The organism is Variovorax sp. EBFNA2, assembly GCF_033802765.1.
Lineage (GTDB): Bacteria > Pseudomonadota > Gammaproteobacteria > Burkholderiales > Burkholderiaceae_C > Variovorax > Variovorax paradoxus_H.
In genome coordinates, this window is sequence record NZ_CP138497.1 from 431,991 (window position 1) to 450,643 (window position 18,653).

The 18,653-nt window shown below is 64.2% G+C and carries 19 protein-coding genes and 1 pseudogene; 9 read left to right on the forward strand and 11 right to left on the reverse strand.

Annotated features, from left to right (window positions below; genetic code table 11):
• Positions 1-5: 5 nt before the first annotated feature.
• Both RZE79_RS32370 and RZE79_RS34805 read left to right on the forward strand, forming a co-directional pair.
• Entirely contained in the window at positions 6-977 is a 972-nt protein-coding gene (locus RZE79_RS32370) for a LysR substrate-binding domain-containing protein (protein ID WP_319362330.1), read from the forward strand.
• A gap of 121 nt (positions 978-1,098) precedes the next feature.
• Positions 1,099-1,317: a LysR family transcriptional regulator gene (locus RZE79_RS34805; protein WP_373696605.1), complete on the forward strand. Its 219-nt coding sequence runs from the start codon at positions 1,099-1,101 to the stop codon at positions 1,315-1,317.
• Here the strand turns inward: RZE79_RS34805 and acs are convergent.
• The 10 genes from acs to RZE79_RS32420 all read right to left on the reverse strand — a co-directional run bounded on the left by acs (position 1,253) and on the right by RZE79_RS32420 (position 11,895).
• Complete coding sequence (gene acs / locus RZE79_RS32375; RefSeq protein WP_319362380.1) at positions 1,253-3,175, reverse strand: acetate--CoA ligase; 1,923 nt, start codon at positions 3,173-3,175, stop codon at positions 1,253-1,255. The genes RZE79_RS34805 and acs overlap by 65 nt on opposite strands.
• A gap of 93 nt (positions 3,176-3,268) precedes the next feature.
• Positions 3,269-4,177 (reverse strand): acyltransferase domain-containing protein, encoded by a 909-nt coding sequence (locus RZE79_RS32380; RefSeq protein ID WP_319362331.1) that lies wholly within the window; start codon positions 4,175-4,177, stop codon positions 3,269-3,271.
• Positions 4,174-5,037 carry a triphosphoribosyl-dephospho-CoA synthase MdcB gene (gene mdcB, locus RZE79_RS32385; protein WP_319362332.1) on the reverse strand — a complete coding sequence of 288 codons (864 nt, stop codon included), beginning with the start codon at positions 5,035-5,037 and terminating at the stop codon, positions 4,174-4,176. The genes RZE79_RS32380 and mdcB overlap by 4 nt, the downstream gene beginning before the upstream one ends.
• Entirely contained in the window at positions 5,034-5,717 is a 684-nt protein-coding gene (gene mdcG / locus RZE79_RS32390; RefSeq protein WP_319362333.1) for a malonate decarboxylase holo-[acyl-carrier-protein] synthase, read from the reverse strand. The genes mdcB and mdcG overlap by 4 nt, the downstream gene beginning before the upstream one ends.
• A 14-nt stretch (positions 5,718-5,731) precedes the next feature.
• The gene (locus RZE79_RS32395; RefSeq protein ID WP_319362334.1) at positions 5,732-6,433 is read right to left on the reverse strand and encodes a biotin-independent malonate decarboxylase subunit gamma; all 702 of its coding nucleotides are present in this window, start codon (positions 6,431-6,433) and stop codon (positions 5,732-5,734) included.
• Positions 6,434-6,447: 14 nt separating this feature from the next.
• A complete protein-coding gene (locus RZE79_RS32400; RefSeq protein WP_319362335.1) occupies positions 6,448-7,326 on the reverse strand; it encodes a biotin-independent malonate decarboxylase subunit beta in 879 nt (292 codons plus the stop codon).
• Positions 7,323-7,655, reverse strand: coding sequence for a malonate decarboxylase acyl carrier protein (gene mdcC / locus RZE79_RS32405; RefSeq protein ID WP_319362336.1), 333 nt, complete (start codon positions 7,653-7,655; stop codon positions 7,323-7,325). The genes RZE79_RS32400 and mdcC overlap by 4 nt, the downstream gene beginning before the upstream one ends.
• 14 nt (positions 7,656-7,669) lie before the next feature.
• Complete coding sequence (gene mdcA, locus RZE79_RS32410; protein WP_319362337.1) at positions 7,670-9,352, reverse strand: malonate decarboxylase subunit alpha; 1,683 nt, start codon at positions 9,350-9,352, stop codon at positions 7,670-7,672.
• A gap of 46 nt (positions 9,353-9,398) precedes the next feature.
• Positions 9,399-10,772, reverse strand: coding sequence for an SLC13 family permease (locus tag RZE79_RS32415; protein ID WP_319362338.1), 1,374 nt, complete (start codon positions 10,770-10,772; stop codon positions 9,399-9,401).
• Positions 10,773-10,980: 208 nt separating this feature from the next.
• A complete protein-coding gene (locus RZE79_RS32420) occupies positions 10,981-11,895 on the reverse strand; it encodes a LysR family transcriptional regulator (protein ID WP_319362381.1) in 915 nt (304 codons plus the stop codon).
• Positions 11,896-12,334: 439 nt separating this feature from the next.
• On the opposite strand from RZE79_RS32420, the gene RZE79_RS32425 reads away from it, so the two are divergent.
• The 5 genes and pseudogenes from RZE79_RS32425 to RZE79_RS32445 all read left to right on the forward strand — a co-directional run bounded on the left by RZE79_RS32425 (position 12,335) and on the right by RZE79_RS32445 (position 16,860).
• Complete coding sequence (locus tag RZE79_RS32425) at positions 12,335-12,676, forward strand: DUF485 domain-containing protein (protein ID WP_319362339.1); 342 nt, start codon at positions 12,335-12,337, stop codon at positions 12,674-12,676.
• 7 nt (positions 12,677-12,683) lie between these two features.
• On the forward strand, positions 12,684-14,564 hold the full coding sequence (locus tag RZE79_RS32430) for a cation acetate symporter (RefSeq protein WP_319362340.1): 1,881 nt from the start codon (positions 12,684-12,686) through the stop codon (positions 14,562-14,564).
• Positions 14,565-14,894: 330 nt separating this feature from the next.
• A complete protein-coding gene (locus tag RZE79_RS32435; RefSeq protein ID WP_319362341.1) occupies positions 14,895-15,245 on the forward strand; it encodes an H-NS histone family protein in 351 nt (116 codons plus the stop codon).
• Between the two features lie 116 nt (positions 15,246-15,361).
• Positions 15,362-15,774, forward strand: a pseudogene (locus RZE79_RS32440) (transposase); the annotation flags it as partial.
• A gap of 321 nt (positions 15,775-16,095) precedes the next feature.
• Positions 16,096-16,860, forward strand: coding sequence for a 7TM-DISM domain-containing protein (locus RZE79_RS32445; protein WP_319362342.1), 765 nt, complete (start codon positions 16,096-16,098; stop codon positions 16,858-16,860).
• Between the two features lie 63 nt (positions 16,861-16,923).
• On the opposite strand, the gene RZE79_RS32450 is transcribed toward RZE79_RS32445, so the two are convergent.
• Positions 16,924-17,244 (reverse strand): hypothetical protein, encoded by a 321-nt coding sequence (locus tag RZE79_RS32450; protein WP_319362343.1) that lies wholly within the window; start codon positions 17,242-17,244, stop codon positions 16,924-16,926.
• Positions 17,245-17,344: 100 nt separating this feature from the next.
• Here RZE79_RS32450 and RZE79_RS32455 point away from each other — a divergent pair, with 100 nt between their 5' ends.
• Positions 17,345-17,806: a hypothetical protein gene (locus RZE79_RS32455; protein ID WP_319362344.1), complete on the forward strand. Its 462-nt coding sequence runs from the start codon at positions 17,345-17,347 to the stop codon at positions 17,804-17,806.
• Positions 17,807-17,891: 85 nt separating this feature from the next.
• Positions 17,892-18,218 carry a hypothetical protein gene (locus RZE79_RS32460; protein ID WP_319362345.1) on the forward strand — a complete coding sequence of 109 codons (327 nt, stop codon included), beginning with the start codon at positions 17,892-17,894 and terminating at the stop codon, positions 18,216-18,218.
• The last annotated feature ends 435 nt before the right edge of the window (positions 18,219-18,653 follow it).

Below are 18,653 nucleotides of genomic sequence, written 5' to 3' on the forward strand. Positions count from 1 at the left end.
GCGCGATGCAGAGCCAGTGGCTTGAGGACTTCGTAGGACTGGCCGAGGCGGGCAGCTTCAGCCGCGCTGCACAACTGCGCAACATGACGCAATCCGCACTTGCCCGGCGAATCCGGGCACTCGAACACTGGGCGGGCACCGACCTGGTGGACCGTGGCCGATGTCCGACCCAACTCACCTCGGCCGGAAAGACTCTGCACGCTCACGCATTCGAAATGCTGCAAGCCTTACAGCGGATGCGCGCCGTTTCGCGCTCTCATTCGGCTGAGGCGCAGAACATGATTGAGTTCGCCATGCCCCACTCGCTGGCGGCTAACTTCTTTCCCGCATGGACCGCGAGTTTTCGAGCTGAGTTTGGTCAGGTGAGAAGCAAGCTCGATGCACTACGCATGAACGCCGCGGTGCAGCGGCTGGTCGAAGGGCAGTGTGACTTTCTCATTGCCTACCACTGCGAATCGCAACCGCTTCCTCTGGATGCTTCGCGCTACGAGATGCTGAGACTTGGACAAGAGGTCATCGCACCATGGGTGCGGTCGGACGCGCGCGAAAACCCGTGCTTTCGGCTACCGGGCAAAGAGGATCTCCCGGTGCCGTTCCTGGGCTATGCGCCCGGAGACTATCTGGGGACCCTGGCCGAACAATGGCTCCTCGGCTCGCAAACGCCGATCTATCTGGACCGCATCTGCGAAGCCGATGACGTCGAAAGCCTCAAGGCCATGGCACTCGAGGGACATGGGATTGCCGTCCTTCCTCTCAGCGCCGTGTACAAGGAGGTCTGCGCCAAGACGCTGATGAGTGCATTGGCGGAGGATGCGGGCAGCCCCGGAAAGACTATAGAGATTCGCCTGTACCGTCAGAGGGATCGGGAAAGACGAACTGAAAGCGGCAGGTCCGATGAGGGCGACGGCTTTTCATCGCGGCCTGCAACTGCCGCAAATGCGCTCTGGACATTTCTGACCAAATTAACGCCATCCTAGTACGCCGCGCATGGCTGCCCATGCGCAATTCCCGTGTGCAGAACATGCTCGACCCCAAGTGGCAGCTGTTCCTCAAGGTGCGGACTCCGGAAGCGTCTCGGGCGCTGCACTTGCGCTCGACATGCAGCGGTCGGCGGTGAGCCGCCACATCACGCGGCTGGAGCAGGCGTCGGGGACGCGTCTGTTTCGTCGGACGGGCCTGATTTCTCGATGGCTGAACCGCTCGGGTGTCAGCGCTCTGACAACGAAAGCTCATCAAACAAGCCAGTTTCGTGTCAGTTCCTTTCAGATAGCTGTTCCAAGATGGCAGGGTTTTCCAAGGTTGAGGTGTCCTGCGTGATCGCCTCGCCCTTGGCTACGGAGCGCAGCAGCCGGCGCATGATCTTGCCGCTGCGCGTCTTGGGCAGGTTGTCGCCAAAGCGGATGTCCTTGGGCTTCGCGATCGGGCCGATCTCTTTCGCGACCCAGTTGCGCAGCTCGTTCGCGATCTTCTTCGCTTCGTCTCCGGTGGGACGCGCACGCTTGAGCACGACAAAGGCGCAGATCGCCTCGCCGGTGGTGTCGTCGGGGCGGCCGACCACCGCGGCTTCGGCCACCAGCGCGGTGCACGACACCAGCGCCGATTCGATCTCCATCGTGCCCATGCGGTGGCCCGAGACATTGAGCACATCGTCGATGCGGCCAGTGATCGTGAAATAGCCTGTCTTTGCATCGCGGATGGCGCCGTCGCCCGCCAAGTAAAAGCCCTTGAGTTCCGGCGGGTAGTAACTTGCCTTGAATCGCTCGGGGTCGCCCCAGATCGTGCGGATCATGCTCGGCCAGGGCCTCTTCACCACGAGGATGCCGCCCTGGCCGTTCGGCACGTCGGCGCCGGTCTCGTCGACGATGGCCGCCGCGATGCCGGGGAAGGGCAGGGTGCAGGAGCCCGGCACCAGCGGCGTGGCGCCCGGCAGCGGTGTGATCATGTGGCCGCCCGTCTCCGTCTGCCAGAAAGTGTCGACAATCGGACAGCGCCCACCGCCGACGTGCTGGTGGAACCACTCCCAGGCCGCCGGATTGATCGGCTCGCCGACCGAGCCCAGGATGCGCAGGCTCGACAGGTCGTAGCGCTTCGGATGCGCGGCCTCGTTGCCTTCGGCCGCCTTGATCAGCGAGCGGATGGCCGTGGGCGCGGTGTAGAACACGCTCACCTCGTGGTCCTGGATCATCTTCCAGAAGCGGCCCGCGTCGGGGTAGGTGGGCACGCCCTCGAACACCACTTCGGTGGCGCCCAGCGCCAGCGGGCCGTAGGCGATGTAGGTATGGCCTGTGACCCAGCCGATGTCGGCGGTGCACCAGAACACGTCGGCGGGCTTCAGGTCGAAGGTCCACTGGGTCGTCAGCGCCGCATGCAGCAGGTAGCCGCCGCTGGAATGCTGCACGCCCTTGGGCTTGCCGGTGGACCCGGAGGTGTAGAGCACGAACAGCGGATGCTCGGCGCCCACCCATTCGGGTTCGCAGGTCTCGGGCTGGGCTTGCGTTTCTTCGTGCAGCCAGCGGTCGCGCGACGGCACCCAGCCGATCGGGCCGCCGGTGCGCCGGTAGACGATGACGTCCTTCACAGTCTCGCAGCCGCCCAGTGCGATGGCTTCGTCGACGATGGCCTTGAGCGGCAGCTGCTTGCCGCCGCGCACCTGTTCGTCGGCGGTAACGACCATCACGGCGCCCGCATCCTGGATGCGGTCGCGCAGGCTCTGCGCAGAGAAGCCGCCGAACACCACCGAATGCGTGGCGCCGATGCGCGCACAGGCCTGCATCGCGACCACGCCCTCGATGCTCATCGACATGTAGATGACGACCCGGTCGCCCTTCTTCACGCCGCGCGCCTTCAGCGCATTGGCCATGCGGCAGGTGCGCGCGAGCAGCTCGCGGTAGCTGGCCCGCGTCACCTGCCCGTCGTCGGCTTCGAAGATGATCGCGGTCTTGTCGCCCAGACCGCGCTCGACCTGGCGGTCCAGGCAATTCCAGGACACGTTCAGCGTGCCGTCCTCGAACCACTTGAAGAAGGGCGCCTGGCTGTCGTCGAGCCCCCGGGTGAACGGCGTTTTCCAGCCCAGGAACTCGCGCGCGAGGCGCGACCAGTAGCCGCTGTGGTCGGCCTCTGCCTCGGCCACCAGTTTTTCATAGGCGTCCATGCCGTACACATGGGCGTCCTTCATGTCCGGGGCTGGAATGAGAGGGGTTGCTGCTTCGTTGCTGCTCACGATGGGTCTCCTGTTGTTCGATTCAAGACGTCGATCGCCCGCTTGGACTCAAGGCTCCGCATGGCTGTTCAGCCAGGCGGCAACCGCCGCGGCACTACGGAAGTCGTCGCAGGCGCGTGCCGGTACCGTGGGACAGCGCTGGTTCCACATACGCACCAACGCTTGGCCGGGGCCGATCTCCAGAACGCAGTGCACCTGCCGGGCCATGACGTTCTCCATGCATTCGTCCCAGCGAACCGTCTGCGCGATCTGGCCGGCAAGCGCGGCCCGGGCTGAGTCCGCGTTGCGGATGCGGTCCGCTGCGTTGCTGAACAGCGCGATGCGTGGCGCGCGAAACGGTACCGCTGCCAGTGCATGCGAAAAGCTGTCTGCCGCCTCCTGCATCCAGGATGTGTGCGATGCCACATGCACCCGCAGGCGCTTGCACTGCGCGCCGGCGGCCATGGCGATGCGTTCGGCGGTGTCCAGCGCGGCCAGTGGCCCGCCGACGATCACGTTCGCGCTGCCGTTGCGGATGGCGAGTTCGGCGCCGGCCTCGGCGCGCAGTTGCGCAAGACCCGGTTCGGAGAGGCCGCTGACCGAGAGCAGCCCGCCGGGGACGCGCGCGGCGCAGCGGTCCATGGCCCGGGCTCGCAGCCGTGCCAAGGCGGCGGCCGTGTCGGGCGCGATCACGCCGGCCACGCTGAAAGCGGCCAGCTCGCCGACGCTGTAGCCGGCGACGGCGGCTGGCGGCGGCACGAACGGCGCCAGCTGGTCCCAGGCCGCCAAGGCGAGGCCCGTGAGCAGTGTCTGCGCGTGGTCGTTGAGCTCCGCCCAAGCGGGGTCCGCGAGCGCACTTCGCCAGTCGTCAATGCCCAGGCGCGCGCAGGTGTCGCGCACGCGGTCATCGTGCGCGAGCCAGGGCAGCATCGCGGGATGCTGAGTGCCCTGCCCGGAAAAGAGCAACGCGAAGCTCATGGGTTCGGGCACACGCGCGTGATCCAGCAGGCCGCGGCGAGCGTGTCTGCGGCGCCGCCGGGTGACAGCCGCTGCGTGACAAAGGCGTGCGCGATGGCGGTGACTTCCTGAAGGCCCTCGGGCCGCGCGATGCCGCCTCGGTCCAGGAAGGCGCGTGCGGCTTGCTGGGCCTGGCGCAGGCCGGTGAGGCCGCCGCGGTGCGCGAGGTTGCTGTCGTCCAGCACGGCCATGATGTGGAACAGGGTGTCAAGCCGCGCCTGCTGCGGCGTGAGTCCGCGGGCTTGTGCGGCCCTCAACGCAGGTAATGCCGTTTCGAACAGCACGGGGAAGGCCAGCGCCGCTTCTTCGGACGCGCTGCGAAGGCCATGGCGCCGCGCGGCGATGCCACCGGGCAACGTGGGTGGGCGCCGGCTGCGCGCGGCCAGAGCCTCGCCCCAGTGCCGGCGCAGCGCATCGCGCAGGCGCAGGGGATGCAAGGCGCCGCCGTGTTCACGCAACGCGGCGCCCGCCGCGGCGCACAGCAGTCCGAGCATGAAGACCGCGCCGCGGTGCGTGTTGATGCCTCCGGTCGCGGCGAGCATGCGTGCTTCCGCCGCGATGCCGTGCCGCTCCAGCACCGCGAACTCCGCACCATCAAAGCCGGCTTCGGCGATCTGGACGAAGTAATGGCGCAGCGCGAAGAGGCTGCGCATGAACGTATGCGCGTCCATGTCTTCGTGGCTGCCGCGATCGATCAATGTCACGAGCCCGGGCTTGGGCGTCAGCGACAGCTCGTCGTGCAGCGCCAGCGTGGCTGCGCGCCCGATCTTGGCGGGCGTGAGCCGTGCCTCGGGTGGAAAGAAGAGTGCAGCGGTCTTCATTCGGCCAGCTCCGCTAGCGTGGCGCCCTCGCACCATGTGGTGTCGCGCTGCAGCGCAACCCCGTCGAGCCGCTTGACCAGCACGGCCCGTGCATCCCCGGCACGCCAAGCAGCCCATTCGCGCCAGGCCACGGCAGCACCGTCGCCGAACAGGAGCTCGCCGTCCAGCCGCAACGGTGCGGGGCCGAAGGACTGCAGCACGTTCGCCACGGCGTCTGCATGCGCCGCCCCGTCGACCGCCACGCACAGGTCGAGATCGGAGGCTGGCCGCACGTGGTCGAGACCACTGATCGCCTGCCAGCCGTAGCTTCCGAAAACGTGCGCGATGGCATTGCACGCATCGAGTGCACCGACGAGATTGCTCACCGCACTGCGCACCGTGGCTGGCAGCAGCGCCTGCATGTCGGCCAGGCGCGGGAACTCGCCCAGGCCGAGCACCGCCGCACGCGGCACTTGCAACGCCAGCCGGCGCCGGTCCCAGCGCGCTGGCGCGGGCAGGCCCAGTGCGATCGCCCCGCTGGAGGCGACGTCGAGCGGCTGCCGCGTCACCACCAGCGGTAGCCGGTGCGTTGCCCAATGTGTCAGGCAGTCGTGCGCGGGGCTGTCCCAGGGGCGGGCGAGGATGCAGGCCCACCCGGCTTCCGAGAGTCGGGCGAGTTGGTGGCGGCGCAGCATGGCCATGGCCCTTGCAACGATCAGACCGCGTCCAGCACGCGCTGTGCGACGGCGGCGGCCAACCGGCGTCCGCCGCGTTCGGCGCCGTCCTGCGCGCGCCGGTCTTGCGTGGGCGCATGGGCCAGTGCTTCGCGCAGCGCGGCCTGCAGGTCGCCCTCCCACAGCGCACGCACGCCGCCCATGGCCACATAGTTCTTCACGCCCGGTGCGAATACGGGGTTGGACTGTGACAAGGCCGTGAGCTTTTCTTCGGGCAGCTTGGTCACGCGCGCCATGGCGGGAATGCGCATCACGCGGATCTCGGCGTCCGGCAGCGCATCGCAGGCGTCGGCGATCAGGCCCGAGGTGATGAAGCCGCCGGACAGGGCCTGGTCATACACCAGGCCAAGCACGCGGTGGCCGCCGCGGCGCGCCAGGTCGATGCTCGCCCCGAGGTGCGCCATGGCCCGGTTGATGCCGAGCAGCTCGTCGCGCCGGCGCAGTTGCTGGCCCTGGGTGTCGATCAGCAGCAGGATCGGGCGGCCCGGGTGCTGTGCGATGGTGTCGAGCACCACCCGGGCCTGCACGAGCGCAAGATGCACGCCGATCGGCGCATGGTTCGTGGTGCCGATCACGGTGAGCGGCTTGCCGTCGAAGATCACGTCGCCCTGCAGGAAATCGCCCACCGCACGCATGCCGTGGTACGAGCCGAAGAGCTGGGTGACAAGGGAATGCCATTGCATAGGGGGCTCCTGGGTCAGCACGTACGCAACGCGCGCACGGCGGTCACTGACAAGTCCGGCACCTGCTGCGCATCGGCAACGCCGAGGGCGCGCCAGAGCAGCGTCGCTTCATCGAAGCCGGCGGTGTCGGCGGGCAGGGCGTTCAGGCGTGCGGTGAGCAACGCGTGTTCTTCTTCGAGCACCGCCAGGGTCAGCGGCCTCGGGGCGCCGAGGGCTGCGACGGCCGCCGCACGAAATTCGGCGACGTCGTCCTCGACGAGCGCATGGCAGTCGCCGCTCAGCCAGCGGTGCTTGCCGCCGGTGGTGCGCCAGACCAGCGCCCGGTCGCGCGAATCGAATTCCTCCACGCCGTGGGAGGCCTCGATCACCTCGGGACCTGACATCGCCAGGCGCCCGGCATCGCTCATCACGATGTGGTCGGCGCAGCGCGCCACGATGCCCATGCCGCCGAAGCAGCCGTTGGCACCGCCGATCAGCACGATCACGGGGATGGCGGCGGCGCGCACGTCGAGCAGCGCGCGCATGACTTCCGAGACCGCGATCAGCCCGGCGTTGGCCTCGTGCAGTCGCACGCCGCCCGATTCGGCCAGCAGCAGCACGGCCGCCGGCCGGTCGCGCAGGGCACGCCGCAGCAGGCCGACCAGCTTGGCGCCGTGGACTTCACCGACACCGCCACCCATGAACGCGCCTTCCTGCGCGGCCACGAACACTGCGTGGCCGTCGAGGGTCGCGCGGCCGATCGCCACACCGTCGTCGAAGGCGGCGGGCACGCCGAGCTGCGCCAGGTGCGGGCTGGTGACTCGTTCGCCCGGTGGCAGCCATTCGTGGAAGCTGCCAGCGTCGAGCAGCAGTGCCAGCCGCTCGCGCGCCGAACATTCGGCATAACTGATCATGGCCGACCTCCGTTGATTTCCGCCACGGCCTGGTCCAGCCGCAGGCTCACCACCGCGGGCGTGGCGCCCATGTCGTTGATCGAGACGCGCACACCGGCCAGGGGGTGGCGCGCATGGAAGTCGTCCATCACGGCCTGCCAGATCGGGCCGAAGCCGCGCGCGGAGGTTTCGACACGCACAGCGCAGTTGGTGCCGGCAGCGGGCTCGAGCATCACCTCGAGGTTGCCGGAGCCGACCACGCCGACCAGTACAGCCGGAAAGGCACCAGCGGGCCGGCCGCCGGCGTAGAAGAAGTCCAGGGTTTCGAGCCCTGCGGGAACGTCGCTCATCGTCGGATTTCCTGTTACCAGTTTCGAAAGCGCTTGGGCGGCTGGTACAGCCCGCCCGAGGCGCGCACCAGGTCGCGCATGCTGCGTGCCGCCAGCAGGTTGCGCGTGGCCTGGCGGGGGTCGATGCCCAGGTCCTGCGGGCGGCGGATCACGCCGCGGTCGCGCAGGTTCTCCACGGCGCGTCGGTCGCGTGCCAAGCCGACCGCGGTGTAGCCGGCCACGCCGCGGATCGCCTGCTCGCGCTCCGCGTCGCTGCGGCACAGCAGCAGGTTGGCAATGCCTTCCTCGGTGAGGATGTGCGAGACGTCGTCGCCGTAGATCATGATCGGCGGCAGGTCCATGCCGGCCTGCTCCTGCAGCGTCCAGGCGTCGAGCCGGTCGACGAAGGCCGGCTGCATGTGCTCGCGGAAGGTCTCGACCATCTGCACCACCAGCTTCTGCCCACGTGGCGTGCCGGCGGCGCCGCTGCGACCAGCGCGCGCCTCGCGCCCGGCCTTGAGCCAAGCCGGACTCGCATGGCGACGCCCGCGGGCATCGGCACCCATGTTGGGAGCGCCGCCGAAGCCAGCGATGCGCCCCAGCGTCGCCGTGGAGCTGTTTCCGTCCAGGTCGATCTGCAGGGTCGAGCCGATGAACATGTCGCAGGCGTAGTGGCCGGCCGCCTGGCAGAACGCCCGGTTGCTGCGCAGGTTGCCGTCGGGGCCGGTGAAGAACACGTCGGAGCGTGCGCGGATGTAGTCCTCCATGCCGAGCTCGGAGCCGAAGGAGTGCACCGACTCGACCCAGCCCGCCTCGATGGCGGGAATGAGCGCCGGGTGCGGATTCAACGCCCAGTGCTTGCCGATCTTGCCCTTGAGACCGAGCGACTCGGCATAGGTCGGCAGCAGCAGCTCGATGGCGGCCGTGTCGAAGCCGATGCCGTGGTTCAGGCGCTGCACGCCGTACTCGGCATAGATGCCCTTGATCGCCATCATCGCCATCAGGATCTGGACCTCGCTGATCTGCGCCGGGTCGCGCGTGAACAGCGGTTCGATGAAGTTCGGGCGCGGTGCCTTGACGACGAAGCTCACCCAGTCGGCAGGAATGTCGATGCGCGGCAGCCTGGTGGTCCTGCCGTCGACCATTTCATTGACCTGCGCGATCACGATCCCGCCCGAGAACGCTGTGGCTTCGACGATGGCCGGAGTGTCTTCCGTGTTGGGACCGGTGTAGAGATTGCCTTCGGCGTCAGCTGCCTGCGCCGCGACAAGCGCGACCTTGGGCGTCAGATCGACGAAATAGCGCGCAAACAGTTCGAGGTACGTGTGGATCGCCCCGATCTCGATGCGCCCGGCCGACACCAGCTTGGCCAGCCGCGCGCCCTGTGGGCCCGAGAAGCTGAAATCCAGGCGGGCAGCCACGCCGTTTTCGAAGACGTCCAGGTGCTCGGGCAGCGCCAGCACCGACTGCAACATGTGGAGACCATGCACGCGCCGGGGATCGACCTGCACCAGTGCCTGCGCCAGGAAGTCGGCCTGCTTCTGGTTGTTGCCTTCGAGACAAACCCGGTCACCGGGCGAGAGCACTGCTTCGAGCAGGGTGCCGATGGCATCGGTCTCGACGTGCTTGCCGGCGAGCCGCGTGCCGAGGGCATTGGCTGCGCGCGCCAGCCGGTCGGCGCGATCGTCGGCCTTGGAGGTCCAGGATCTGGTATTCATGAGAGTCCGATGGAAAGGAAATTAAGGGGCGAACAGCAACGCCGCCTCACAGGACCACGAAGAGCAGCCACACCAGAACGGGGGCCACCAGGGTCACGATGGCGCCGTACACCATCAACTGCCGAAAGAACACGTCGCGGTCCACACCTTTGGCATTGGCGAGCACCAGTGCGCCATTGGTCGAGAACGGACTCACGTCCACGATGGTCGAGGAGACGGCCATGGCCGCGATGAAGCCGATGGCGCCCACGCCGGCGTCGCCTTGAAGAAACGGCACCGCGAGCGGGATCAGGGAGCCGAGCACTGCCGTCGACGAGGCAAAGGCCGACACCACGGCGCCGACGAGGCACAGCAGCAGCGCGGCGACCAGCGGCGAAGTGAGGCCCGCCACGCTGTGGCCGACGAAGTCGATGGTGCCCATCTTGTCCATCACGCCCACGTAGGTGCTGACACCCACGATCAGCATGATCTCCGGCCACGACACTTGGCCCAGGGCGCGCTTTTGCAGGTTGGGCGCCATCAGCGTCAGCGCGAGGCCGATGGTGATCGAGACGAAGCCGATGTCCTGCTTGAAGAACAGCGTCAGCACGGCCAGTGCCAGCAGGCCGGCCACGGTCGCGATCTGGTAGGCGCGCGAGCCGGCGTTCGCGGCTTCGGCGGGCGCTGATTCCATCAGCGAGTTCTCGGCCCGCGCCGCGGTACGCCGCTCTTCGGGGAACGATTCGCCTTCGGCGTCGCCATACACCTGGGCGCCGCTCTGTCCATGCGACGCACGCGGCACGACCGGCGCACTGCCGTCGGCATTCGCCCTCTGGCGCATCAGCTTCATGCCACCCATGAGGAAGAACAGCAGCAGCGACACCGACAGGTTGACGCCGAGGCTCGCGAGCATGGTGGCGATCTCGTTGAGCGGCAGGCCGGCCTTGGCGACTATCTTGTTGGTGATGCCGCCGTAGATGCTGATCGGCGAGAAGCCGCCGCCCTGCGCGCCATGCACGACCATGAGCCCCATGAGCAGCGGATTGATGCCGTACTTGGCGGCAAACCCGAGCGCGATCGGCGCGATGATGGCCACTGCCGCCGGGCTGACCGCACCCACTGCAGTGAGCAGCGCGGCGATCAGGAACATGATCCACGGAATGGCAGCGATGCGCCCTCGCACGGCGCGCACCGCCAGCCTGACGAGCCAGTCGATGGTGCCGTTGTTTTGCGCCAGCGCAAACAGATAGGTGATGCCCACCAGCGTGAGAAACAGGTCGGCGGGAAAACCACCCATGATCGCCTTCGCGTTCATGCCGGCCACCAGCGTGCCGACCAGGAAGGCGCCGACAAAGGCGATCACGCCCATGTTGATGGGCAGCACCGTGGCCAGCACGAACATGCCAACCAGTGCGTAGATCGAAATCCAATGCGAATTCATCGAGGCGTCTCCGGGTTTTTTGTGTGGCGCACATGCACCGTGCGCCTGGGTCCGTACGTTACGGACCCCCTCCGGGACGATCAATGAAGCGTCGACGTCGACCTTTACGCCAAATGAAATGATTGAGGGTTAACCCTCGCTCGTGCCGGCGCGGCACCGACGGCGTGGCGTGCCCAGCTCAGCTCAGCTCAGCTCAGCTCAGCTCAGCTCAGCTCAGCTCAGCTTTGGTCGAGCGGCACACGGCGAGCAGCGAAAGCAGATTGGGATCGCGTTCGCGCGTGCGCAGGAAGTTGAGCGCGATGGTCTGGCGCATCAGATAGCGGGGCTGCAGCGGTATCAGCTGCACGTTCTGCGGCATGACGCCGCGCACCCGCCCTGGCAGCAGCGTGTAGCCGACGCCGCCGCTCACCAGGTTCATCAGCGAGAAGATATCGTCTGTCTTCATCACCACATCGGGCGTGAAGCCGGCGATGCGAAATGTATCGACAAAGCCGCTGTAGGTGACGAAGCCTTCGCTCAGGCTCACAAAGCGTTCGCCAGCGCATTTGCTCAAGTCGATTTCCTTTTCTGAGGAGTAGGCAGACCCCACCGGTGCGGCAAACTGGATGTCGTCCTCGAACAGGGGCTCGGATTCAACGTCTGAAGCGTCCTCGGGGATTGCCATGAGTGCTGCTTCGATGGCGCCGTCGCGCAGCTTTTGTAGCAGGTGAGCGTTGGAGCCGAGCACCAACTCGGTGTGCAGCTCGGGCTTGCGCAGCTTCATTCCCATGATCAGCTGCGGCACTGTGCGGCTGGTCAGCGAGTAGAGTGAGCCGATCCGGATTCGATCCGATGAATAGCCAGCGACCTCCCGCGTGGCGCGGATGCCCTCGGACATTGTGCGAAGGACATCGCGTGCCACCTCCGCCAGTGCCTGCGCCGCATCGGTCGGATGCAGGGTTCGGCCCTCATGCCGGAACAAGGTACAGCGTAGTCCCGATTCCAATGCATGCAAGGCGCGGTGAACGCTGACGGCACTGGTCTCAAGCTTTTCGGCGGCGCGGGTGAGATTGCCGGTCTCCATGAAGACCAGGAGGATTTCGAGCCGGCGGAAGGTAATTTCTTCGTCGACGTGAAGATGCATGATCGGGCTGTAAGTGGGGTGCGGATCGTACGTCAGCCATGTGAAGTCTGTCAGCTTCTTGTCCACGAAGAGACCGACGAAGCGATTCCGAATCTATCCGCATGCCCGATCGCGCTCGGCGCGGGAGTCCTAACAAGTCGCTGCGGCAAAGGTGCAGCAGGATGTTCCGATGGAACGTTCACTGCAGTTCCTTCAATGTCTTGCAGGACTCGCAAGTCAGCACGTTGGTTGCCGCAAGCTGCTGTTCAAGGTAAATGTCACGCACACGCCCACTGTGCACCAGACTTCCTTTGCATTTATGCAGAGTGACTTGCGAATTCGCCGTTCGTATTGTCAGTGGGGCGTCACTAGACTTATCTCTAGCTGCAGATGACGAAGCGTCCAAGAAGCGCCGCGGCAGTGCACATGGCTCCTTCACACCTCACTGTTCGGTACAACCATGAAAAATATAGAGACAAGAGAATCACTCTCCTGGGAAGCGATTCATGCGCATCCAGAATTCGCCCTTCTCGTGTCAAAACGGCGGTCCGTGACATGGCGCCTGTTTGCCATCAGCATGCTGTTCTTCTTCTCCATTCCCGTCATAGCGACATACTTTCCTCAGCTATTTCGGATACAGATATTGGGGCCTATCAATATCGGCTTCGTGTTCCTAGTTGCCCAGTACTTTGGCGGCGGAATCGTCGCTTGGAGATATGCGATACATCTCAAAATAGTCGACGCGCTTGCTGAGAAACTCGTCCAATCCTTGGCGCCACGCGCTGCAAACGGAACCAACTGAGGTCGCGATGAAACAGCGCTCAAAAATCTTCACCGGCGGCTTCGCTGCTGGGGCTTCTGGTCTTGCAAACGCACAGGGCGTGACCCTCGTTTCCGACGGGAACAGAGTCATGACGATCATCGTGTTCACGACACTGTTTCTGCTGACGCTGGGCATCACCTACTTGGCAGCAAGGCGCAACAAATCCGTCGGTGATTTCTACACTGCCGGTGGCAGCATCCCGGCCAAATGGAACGGCTTGGCCATTGCCGGAGACTACCTCTCTGCGGCTGCGTTTTTAGGCGTATCCGGATTGATCGCTTTGTACGGCCTTGATGGCATGGCGTACGTCGTGGGATTTTTTATCTCGTTCATCCCCGTGTTGATTCTGGTGGCCGAGCCCTGTCGAAACCTCGGCAAGTACACCTTGGGAGATGTGCTCTCGTTCCGCAATCACTTCCGGAGTACCAAATCGGCAGTCGCAACATCCAGCATCCTCGTCGCGTTGTTCTACATGGTCCCGCAAATCGTAGGTGGGGCTGTGATCATCCGTGCACTGATCGGTGTGCCCTATGAAACTTCAGTCATCGCCGTTGGTGTGTTGATGCTCGGCTATGTGATGTTTGGTGGCATGCGAGCAACGACCTCTGTGCAAATTCTGAAGGCAGGACTTTTGATCGGTTTCTGCTTCGTTCTTGTCGTGCTGTCTTGGATCCCGTACGGTTTTGACATCGGAGCCTTCTTCCGCGCGCTTACCTTAAATGAGGAGATTCAGCAACACGTGCTTTCGGCCCTACTGCCGGGAAGCGCCGGCTTGTCGCCTACCGAAGCGGGGCAGCGCTTTCTTGAGCCAGGCCTTTACCTCAAGAATCCGTTGGAACAGATTTCGCTGAGTCTTGCTCTGGTGCTCGGAACGGCGGCGATGCCGCATATCCTCATGCGGTTCTTTACGGTTCCAAACGCGAGATCCGCACGCAGCTCGGCGCTGTACGCAATGTTCGCCATTGGTGTGTGCCACCTGTTGATCGTTGTTATCGGGTTTTCGGCCGCCTTGAATGTTGGGCCCGCAGCAGTACTGTCGCTCGACAAAGGTGGCAATCTAGCGGCTCCGATGCTGGCCCAGTTTTTGGGGGGTGGTCCGGAGAGCTTCATGGGAAATCTCATGCTGGCTTTCGTTTCTGCGGTGTCGTTCGCAACGATCGTTGCTGTTGTCGCAGGCCTCACGCTTGCAGCGGCTTCTTCATTGGCACACGATGTGTGGGTTGGGGCGATCCGCGGTGGGCAAGCCTCCGAAAGCGAACAGGCCACGGCGGCCCGCGTAGCAACTCTCGCGATGGCAGTCATCTCCATCGTCGCCGGAATGGCAGCCAAAGGACAGAACGTGGCGCAACTGGTCGGTTTGGGCTATGCAGTGGCAGCCTCAGCAAATCTTCCTGCATTGCTGTTGACGCTCTACTGGCGGCGCTGTAGCAGTGCCGGCGTCTTGGCAGGGGTCATCGGAGGCACAATACTGTCCATTGGGCTGGTGCTGGTGTCGCCGAACATGTCTTATCCAAGATTGCAAAGAGCCAGCGCGATGGCCAATGTCGCAGCAATCCAAGAAAAACAGAAAAATGCAGATTCCGGTGTGCTGGTGTCCACGCCTCAGCAACGATTGCAATGGCAACGCGAACTTGAGAGTGCACAAATCACTGTGCGCTCGATTGACCCAGACGCTAGAAGCGTTGTAGGTCTGCGCCAGCCGCTGATTGATCTGCGGAATCCAGGCATCATTTCGATTCCTGTCGGCTTTCTGCTCGTCTTGATCTTTTCACTCTTGCGGCCGAGTTCTCTTTCGTCGTCCCGTTGGGCCGAGCTGGCGGTACGGCGTGAAACAGGGTTGGGCGTTGCGAAGGCTATCGCACATTAGAGATGTTCCGTAGAACAAGCGCAGCACGGGCGATACCCAACGATGCGATGCTTGTGCATCCGAACATCTCGATCGATCCGTAGTGCCGTCGATCTTTCTGCTCCGCGCCGTCCTCAAGGGAATCAATGAGCATGTGACATGCTGGCAGCATCACGCCTCGCATAAGCCGACGAGAGGACGAAAGCTTCCATGGACATGTAGGAAGTGATTCCCATCGCGTTCCTCAACGCAGCGGACATTCGCGGTCTCCTGGATTGACGATTCGCGCTGACAAGCGATCAGTACTTTCTGCGTTTAAGCTCGCACCTTCTTCCAATTGAGGTCCGACTCATGGCAAAAACCTTTCTCCAGGTACAGAAACAGATCGAACAGCTGCAGCGTGAGGCCGAGCAACTGCGTAAGAAGGAGGCAGATGGCGTGCTCAGCCGCATCAAGGAAGCCATCGCGGTGTATGGCTTTACCGCCGCTGACCTGGGCTTCCGGAAAGGCACAGGTCGTGCGGCCCTTGTCGTGAAGCAGAGCATTAAGAAGACCCGAAGGGGAAAGAAGCAGACCGGTACTGCAACCCCGAAGTTCCGGGACGACCAGGGAAACGTTTGGAGCGGCCGAGGCCCTCGTCCCGCCTGGTTCAAGGCGGCACTGGAGGCGGGCAAGGCAGCGGACGATCTACTTGCCAAGTAGTTGGATTCGAGCCCTTGAGCTCTACATCAAGCTTGGCAAACGCGTCAGGTCAACTATCCGTCAGCTGGGTTACCCAACAAAGAATTGTCCGAAGGGCTGGTACAACGAATACCAGCAATGGAACGGTCGTCAGCTGGACCATTGGGACCAGTCCGGACGCCGAGTTGGTCAACACGATGCTGGATGAGACATCGAAACAGTGGCCGAAACTACTGACCGGCCTGTGGTTCACTCCGATCAGGGCGGCCACTACCGCTGGCCAGGTTGGCTATCAAGAACGAGCGACGCGAACTTCACCCGCTCGATGTCTCGCAAGGCATGCTCACCTGATAACGCAGCTTGCGAAGGCTTCTTCGGCCGGCTGAAGAACGAGCTGTTCTATCCTCGAGACTGGAAGAACGCCACCATCGAGCAATTCATCGAGGCGGTCGACTCGTACATCCGCTGGTACAACGAGAAGCGGATCAAGGTCTCTCTTGGCTCTCTCAGCCCTATCGAATACCGGGTGAGTCTTGGACTTGCGGCATAAAGCCAGTCCAGGTTTTTATCCGCGCCCCCTGGATGGGTGATAGAAAAAGTTAGATGCAAACGCTGCAGCCGTGCCGAAGAATCCGGTGCGAAGCGGCGACGGCGTCGGCGAATCGATGGTCTTCATGACCCACGGTTTCCGGTGGCGGCGAGGAGGGTCGATGCATGGCAGACGGTCCACGCACCTCAACGTGCACACACGGGCGGCCGCGAAGCCCTTTGTGAATCCGAAGACTCGACAGCACCTTGCTCATTGCGCCATGTTTGACCCAATTGAATGGCAACTCGCCGACAGCGCGTCGCAGTACGGCATCGCTGACTGATGCCGGCACCAAGTACGCCTATCGCGCACGCGACCCCCCTTTTCCTGCTGCACCAGTGGCTTGTCGCGATCCGCACGAGCGCTGCGCTGGTCCTGTTCCTGCTCGCGTGCCTGGCCGTTGCGGGCCCGGCGCGAGCGCAGCCCCTTCAGCTCGATGCCGACTTGAGCATCCTCGAGCGCAGCTTCAACGGGCGCTTGCAGGCCTTCCATGACAAGACCGGGCAGCTCACGCGCGAACAGGTGGCATCACCGGCCTACGAGCAGCAGTTCAAGACCCTCGAGGGCGCCTTCAACGGCGGCTATGCGAAGGGCGCCTGGTGGATGCGCTTACAGATCCAGGCTTCGCCCGCGCAGGTTGCGCACCCGCTCGAAGGGGGCTGGTGGCTGCGGCTGAACGCACCATGTGCCGACTACATCGACGTGTGGTGGCCCGACGTCAAGGGCGGTGCGAGCGACGGGTTCACGCACCGGGCGCTGGGCGGAATGCGCGCGGGCTCGAAGCGCGAGCTGTCCTGGTCGATCCCCGCGGTGCGCCTGCCCGACCTGACCGATACCGAACCGCGCTGGGTCTGGGTACGGCTGGCGGGTGACCGCACGCTGAGTCTTGCCGGGGGTGTCTCGCCGCTGCGGGAGCAGGCCGTGGTGCAGCAAGAGCTCGACTACGTCGATGCGGCCGTTACCGGCATGGTCCTGCTGATGGCGGTGGTCAGCCTGATGATGGGCATCGCGCTGCCCGACCGGCGATTCACGTGGTATGCCGGCTAGCCGCGTACGCATCGCGACGCGCGTCCTCCCCCAGGTGGGCCGCCTGCCGCATCGTCCGACCCGTCAGATCGGGCGCCAGAACCTCCACCAGCGGCGCTGTACCGCCGTTCTCAGTTCCAGCGGGCGCATGTCCAGCGTGTCGTAGTTCGGAAACGGCGCGCCCACGCGCCGGCGCATCTCGGTCTCGAGTTCGTGGGCCACACCCCGCGCATGCAGGTCCCCCTGCAAGGCCCGCCTGCGCCAGTCGCCGGCCAGGGCACGCAGCTCCTCGTCGGACAGCCTCTCATTCATCGTCATGGAGCGCATTGTGCCGCTGCAGGGCACGGCGGACAGAACGGCGGGGCCGGCGGGGCCATCAAACGAGAATGGGGTGGTCGCGTTCATATGTCGGGTAACGGATGCGCCGAACGGCTCCTTCGTCGCACACAGCGTCCCTTGACGGGAGCGTCCAGCGCGAGGGCAGACCGGCGACTCTGTTGGTTTCGTGGAAGACAGCACGAAAATACGCCGCATATGCAAGCAGTTGTGTCAGACAGCTTCCCATGTGTCTGAAAGTTCGAAGGATGGAACGCTGGCGGTGACGCTGCCCTGCCTGCGCCGGGACGGCGAACTGTCGATCATCGGGAGATCGCCGACTTCAGTTGCGGGGCTGCGCCATCAAAAATACGCGATCTACCTCCTGGACGCCCAAGGCCGCGTCAGCCGTTCGATCACGGGCGCGCAGCGGCTCAAAGGCTACTCGGCTGACGAAATCATCGGGCAGCACTTCAGTCGGTTCTGCGCGCCCGGAGACCTCGCCACCGAACGTGCTGGCAGCAATGTTTCGCGAAGATTGGAAGAGGAAATAACTTCCTTTTGCTTGGCTCCCGCAGCGCCAGCACGAGGGAATTGGGAGGTGTCACGACGGCGAAACACCAGCTCGGTGTCGCCACAGGTTCCGGCGTAGGACGAACCGACCGGCGTGTGCGCCAGGCGTCTTCGCCAGTGAATGTCTGACAAGACGTGGCGAAAGCGATCGCGATACTTGAAACATGAAGAACAAGATCATGACATCAGGTGGCAGATTGTTTTCAGTGACAGTCGTTGGTGCACCGCTGCATCTGAAAGACACCATGGTCGCGGCACAGACCTTTCTCATGACACTGGAGGGCGAATTCCCGGATGCCGTCACCTTGCTCGCATGCTTCTTTGGGCGACGCAAAGAAATCGAGAAAGGAGAGTTGAATCTCACGGATGGCGAGCTGCGCCTGGCTGCACGGTGGAAGAAGGCCGAAGCGATCGCGGACCGCGCCGCAAGGCCGGCACTTAGCGAACCCAAAAAGCAGAAGTTCCTCGTGCAAATAACGCATCAGAATTGATCCGGACCTCGCGAAGACGTCACTCTCGCATGGAAAGCATGGCGGGGCCTACCCACAAACGCTTCGCTCGCTGCATGCCGAAGTTACTGCCGCCGATCGGACAATCGATACAGGCGCATCGCATGGCCGGTGCCTTTTTCCTTGGCCCCGGCCGCTGGCACGCGCGGCGTGGAGGCGCTTGACCGTTCCAAAGGAGAAAAGCGTCGCGCAAGAAAAAGCCCGCACGAAGGCGGGCAAGGACAGCCCGGGGAGGGAGAAGGGCGAAAACATGGGCCGTCAAAAAATAAGGCTAGCGGCCAAATTGTCTTCTCGGCGCCCTGAGGCAAAGTGTTGCGTTTCAGGGCGCAGCCCCGAACGAATGGTGACTGACCCACCTGCGGATTCCAGATGACGACCGGCAACGATGGCCATCGGTCGTCCATCCATCGCTTTGAC